This is a genomic window from Nguyenibacter vanlangensis (assembly GCF_013376155.1).
In the GTDB taxonomy this organism is placed as follows: domain Bacteria; phylum Pseudomonadota; class Alphaproteobacteria; order Acetobacterales; family Acetobacteraceae; genus Gluconacetobacter; species Gluconacetobacter vanlangensis.
Window position 1 is genome coordinate 1 of record NZ_JABXXP010000326.1, and the last position, 3,254, is coordinate 3,254.

The following is a 3,254-nucleotide window of genomic DNA, read 5'->3' on the forward strand; positions in this document are numbered from 1 at the left end:
CACGCCGTCCAGGTCCAGCGGCAGGCGCACATTGGTCGCCACATTGGCCCAGGGCATCAATGTCGGGTCCTGGAAGACGAAGGCCAGCCGCCGTCCGTCCGTCCCCACCGCGCGGAAATCCCCGCCCCACCACGCGACCTGCCCTTCCGTGGGCGCATGCAGGTTGGCCACCAGCTTCAGCAGCGTGCTCTTGCCGCAGCCCGACGGCCCGATCAGGCTGACCAGCTCGCCGGGACGGATCTCCAGGTCCAGCGGCGCCAGCCCCCGCACCCCGTTGGCAAAGACCTTCTCCACCCCGCGCAGGCTGACCACCGGCGTCGCGACATCTGCCGCATGCGGCCCGGGGCCCGGCATCGCGTTCACGCCGGCACCGTGTCGGTCAGCGCGTCCGACAGCGCCGTCGTATAGGCATCGCGCCACGCCGCCCCATCGGCCGTCCCTCCGGACAGCGCCACCACCTCGTGGATCCGCGCCCACCGCGCCGCACTCATGCCCAGCAGCACCTGCCCCGGGGCGCCCATCGCATGGACGTCGCGCAGCGTCCGGCGCGACCAGGCCATGTGGTCGGCCGTATTGGCCGGATTGTCGCGCAATATGGCGACATCGCCGGCGGCGGGGTCATGATACAGGTAATCCAGCCAGCCCCGCGCGCTGGCGGCCAGAAACCGCCGCAACGCATCCGCCCGCGTCTCCAATGTCCGGCGCGAGACCAGCAGCGCGTTGGTATAGGTCGGATAACCCGCATCCGCGAACAGGAAATATTTGAACGCCACCCCCATCTGCCGCACCGCATAGGGCTCCGAGGACAGAAAGGACTGGATCGCCAGCGCCGGATCATGGACGAACGGCTGCAGGTTGTAGGTATAGACCCCCGCCTGCGCGTCCGTGAAACCATAGGTCCGCTTCAGCCACGGCCAATAGGTCGACCGCCCCTCGGTGCTGATCAGCAGCGGGTGCCCCTTCAGGTCCGACAGGCCGCCGATATCCGGATGGGTCAGGAACCCGGTCATGCATTTCTGGAAACAGGCGCCGATCGTCACCACCGGAATGCCGCGCAGCGCCGCCACCATGGCCGCGTCCGGCTGGCCCACGATCACGTCGCACGCGCCGGCCAGCAGCAACTGCATGGCATTGACCTGCGGCCCGCCCGACCGGATCGTCACATCCAGCCCGGCCGCGCGATACAGGCCGCTTTCCTGCGCCTGATAGAACCCGCCCAGCTCGGGCTGGGCATACCAGTTGGTCACCAGCGTCAGGCGCCCGGGCGCGCTGGTATCCGAGGCATGGGCATCCGAGGCATGGGCACCCAGGGCGCGGGCACCCACGCCCGTCATCGTCATGCCCAGCAGGGCGGCGCGTCGTCCGATGGCGCGGTCAGGCATCAGGCACCGTCTCATGATTGCAACGGACGGGCAGCGTAACGTCCCCGTTCCGGGAATGGAAAGAGACATTTCACGCGCGCGGCGCTGCCTGAAAGGCAGCACGGATCTTGACCGCGGCGCCCCGGCGCCCCACCAGTTGCGGGCAAGTGAAAAGGGGGGGGCGTCGCGCATGCTGCACGGGCGGATGCTGGTCTATCTGGACGTCGTGGCGCGGCTGGGCTCGATCCGCAAGGCCGGCGAGCGCCTCAACGTCGCCTCCTCGGCGATCAACCGCCAGATCATCGAGCTGGAGCGCCAGCTCGGGACCAAATTGTTCCAGCGCCTGCCGCGCAAGCTGGTCCTGACCGCGGCGGGCGAACTGATGATCGCCCATGTCCGCCAGACGCTCAAGGACATGGACCGCACCCGCGCCCTGATCGAGGAAATGAAGGGCCTGCATCGCGGCGAGATCGTGCTGGCGGTCATGAGCGGCCCGGCCGCCAACATCATGCCCCAGGTGCTGGCCGATTTTCAGGTCTCGCACGCCAATGTGCGCGTCGCCCTGCGGGTCCATGGCCGCACCGAACTGCTGGCCGCCGTGCGCGACGGCGAGGCCGACCTGGGCGTGGGCTTCGACCTCCCGCGAGAGGCCGGATCGACCGTCCTGGTGGCCCGGACCGCCCATCTCGGCGCCGTCATGCGCGCCGACCACCCCCTGGCGCGGCGCGAAAGCCTGTCGATCGCCGATTGCCTGGCCTATCCGCTGGTGGTGGCCGACCCCACGACCTCGATCCGCCCGCATCTCGACGCGCTGTGCGCGCGCAGCGGCGCCTCCCTGGTCGCACGGGTCGAAAGCAACTCCGTCGAGGTCCTGCGCCGCCTGGCCCGCGCCGGGGATTCCATCACCTTCCTGACCCCCTTCGACATCATTGAGGAACGCGAGCGCGGCGAACTCGCCCTCGTCCCCCTGCGCCATGCCGGCACCTGGCCGCAGACCCTCAGCGTGATCGCCCGCCTCAACCACGTCAATCCGCTGGTCAGCCTGATGGCCGAGAAGATCGGCGCCGTCATCGAACGGACCCTGTGACCCGTCACCCGTCCTCGGGCAGGCTGACATAGATGCACACCCCCAGCATCGTCAGGAAGAAGCGAAAGGCCGGCTGCTGGCCGTTCCAGTCACGGGACTGCCACATCGCGAACCATTCCGCCCCCACGACCGAAAAGCCGAAGAACCAGATCAGGAATCCCAGCGCGGTGCCCAGCGGCACCAGCCGCGCCGCCCGGCGGAATGCCGCGCGGTCCGCCCGCAGCGCGCGCAGCATCGCCCCCGCCGCCATCAGGAACAGCATCCCGGTCGCCGCTTCCCCCAGGATGATCAGCAGATAGAACCCATGCCACGCCCAGCGCGCGTGAATCGCGCGCCAGGTCAGCGCATTGCCCGGAAAGGTCGTGTCCATGCTCAGCACGTGTCGCACGAACAGGAAGTTCGACCGGTAATCGGTCAGGTTGTTGAAGGCGACCAGCAGCCCGAACGCCGCCAGCGACGCGACCATCGCCAGCTTGGCCAGACGCGAGGCCAGGGTGAACGAATCAGGCATGAACGAACCATCCTGCATTGCCGGCCCTCGGAACAGTCATTGCGTTTCCGTCATAGCATGCCGCCCGCGCCCGCCGGTCAAGCCCGGTTCGGGCCATGCCGGCCGCAACGTTCCGCGCGCGCAAAAAAGCAGCACCCGGCACGTTATTTGATGCTTCAAAATGGCCGGGGAACACGATCTCATGTCCCCCTCCAATGGCCCGACACGCACGCGACACCTACGATCGATGCCCCGTTCATGACGCTCACCCGCCGCGCCGCCCTCTCCGCCGCCATGACCATCGCCGGGGCCGCCG

The 3,254-nt window shown here is 68.6% G+C and carries 4 protein-coding genes; 1 reads left to right on the top strand and 3 read right to left on the bottom strand.

Annotated features, from left to right (window positions below; genetic code table 11):
• Positions 1-354: ATP-binding cassette domain-containing protein (locus tag HUK84_RS13210; protein ID WP_176640709.1), on the bottom strand; the 354-nt coding region annotated here is incomplete at its 3' end.
• 5 nt (positions 355-359) lie between these two features.
• Positions 360-1,382 (bottom strand): ABC transporter substrate-binding protein, encoded by a 1,023-nt coding sequence (locus HUK84_RS13215; protein ID WP_246285663.1) that lies wholly within the window; start codon positions 1,380-1,382, stop codon positions 360-362.
• Positions 1,383-1,518: 136 nt separating this feature from the next.
• On the opposite strand from HUK84_RS13215, the gene HUK84_RS13220 reads away from it, so the two are divergent.
• Positions 1,519-2,448, top strand: a complete 930-nt coding sequence (locus HUK84_RS13220) for a LysR family transcriptional regulator (RefSeq protein ID WP_218064365.1) — start codon at positions 1,519-1,521, stop codon at positions 2,446-2,448.
• 4 nt (positions 2,449-2,452) lie between these two features.
• Here the strand turns inward: HUK84_RS13220 and HUK84_RS13225 are convergent, their stop codons facing one another.
• A complete protein-coding gene (locus tag HUK84_RS13225; protein WP_246285664.1) occupies positions 2,453-2,959 on the bottom strand; it encodes a DUF2165 family protein in 507 nt (168 codons plus the stop codon).
• Positions 2,960-3,254: the final 295 nt, after the last annotated feature.

Bases quoted from the DNA above. Each gene is read 5' to 3' on its own strand.
- HUK84_RS13215 (WP_246285663.1), bottom strand. From the start codon at position 1,382: ATGCCTGACCGCGCCATCGGACGACGCGCCGCCCTGCTGGGCATGACG.
- HUK84_RS13225 (WP_246285664.1), bottom strand. From the start codon at position 2,959: ATGCCTGATTCGTTCACCCTGGCCTCGCGTCTGGCCAAGCTGGCGATG.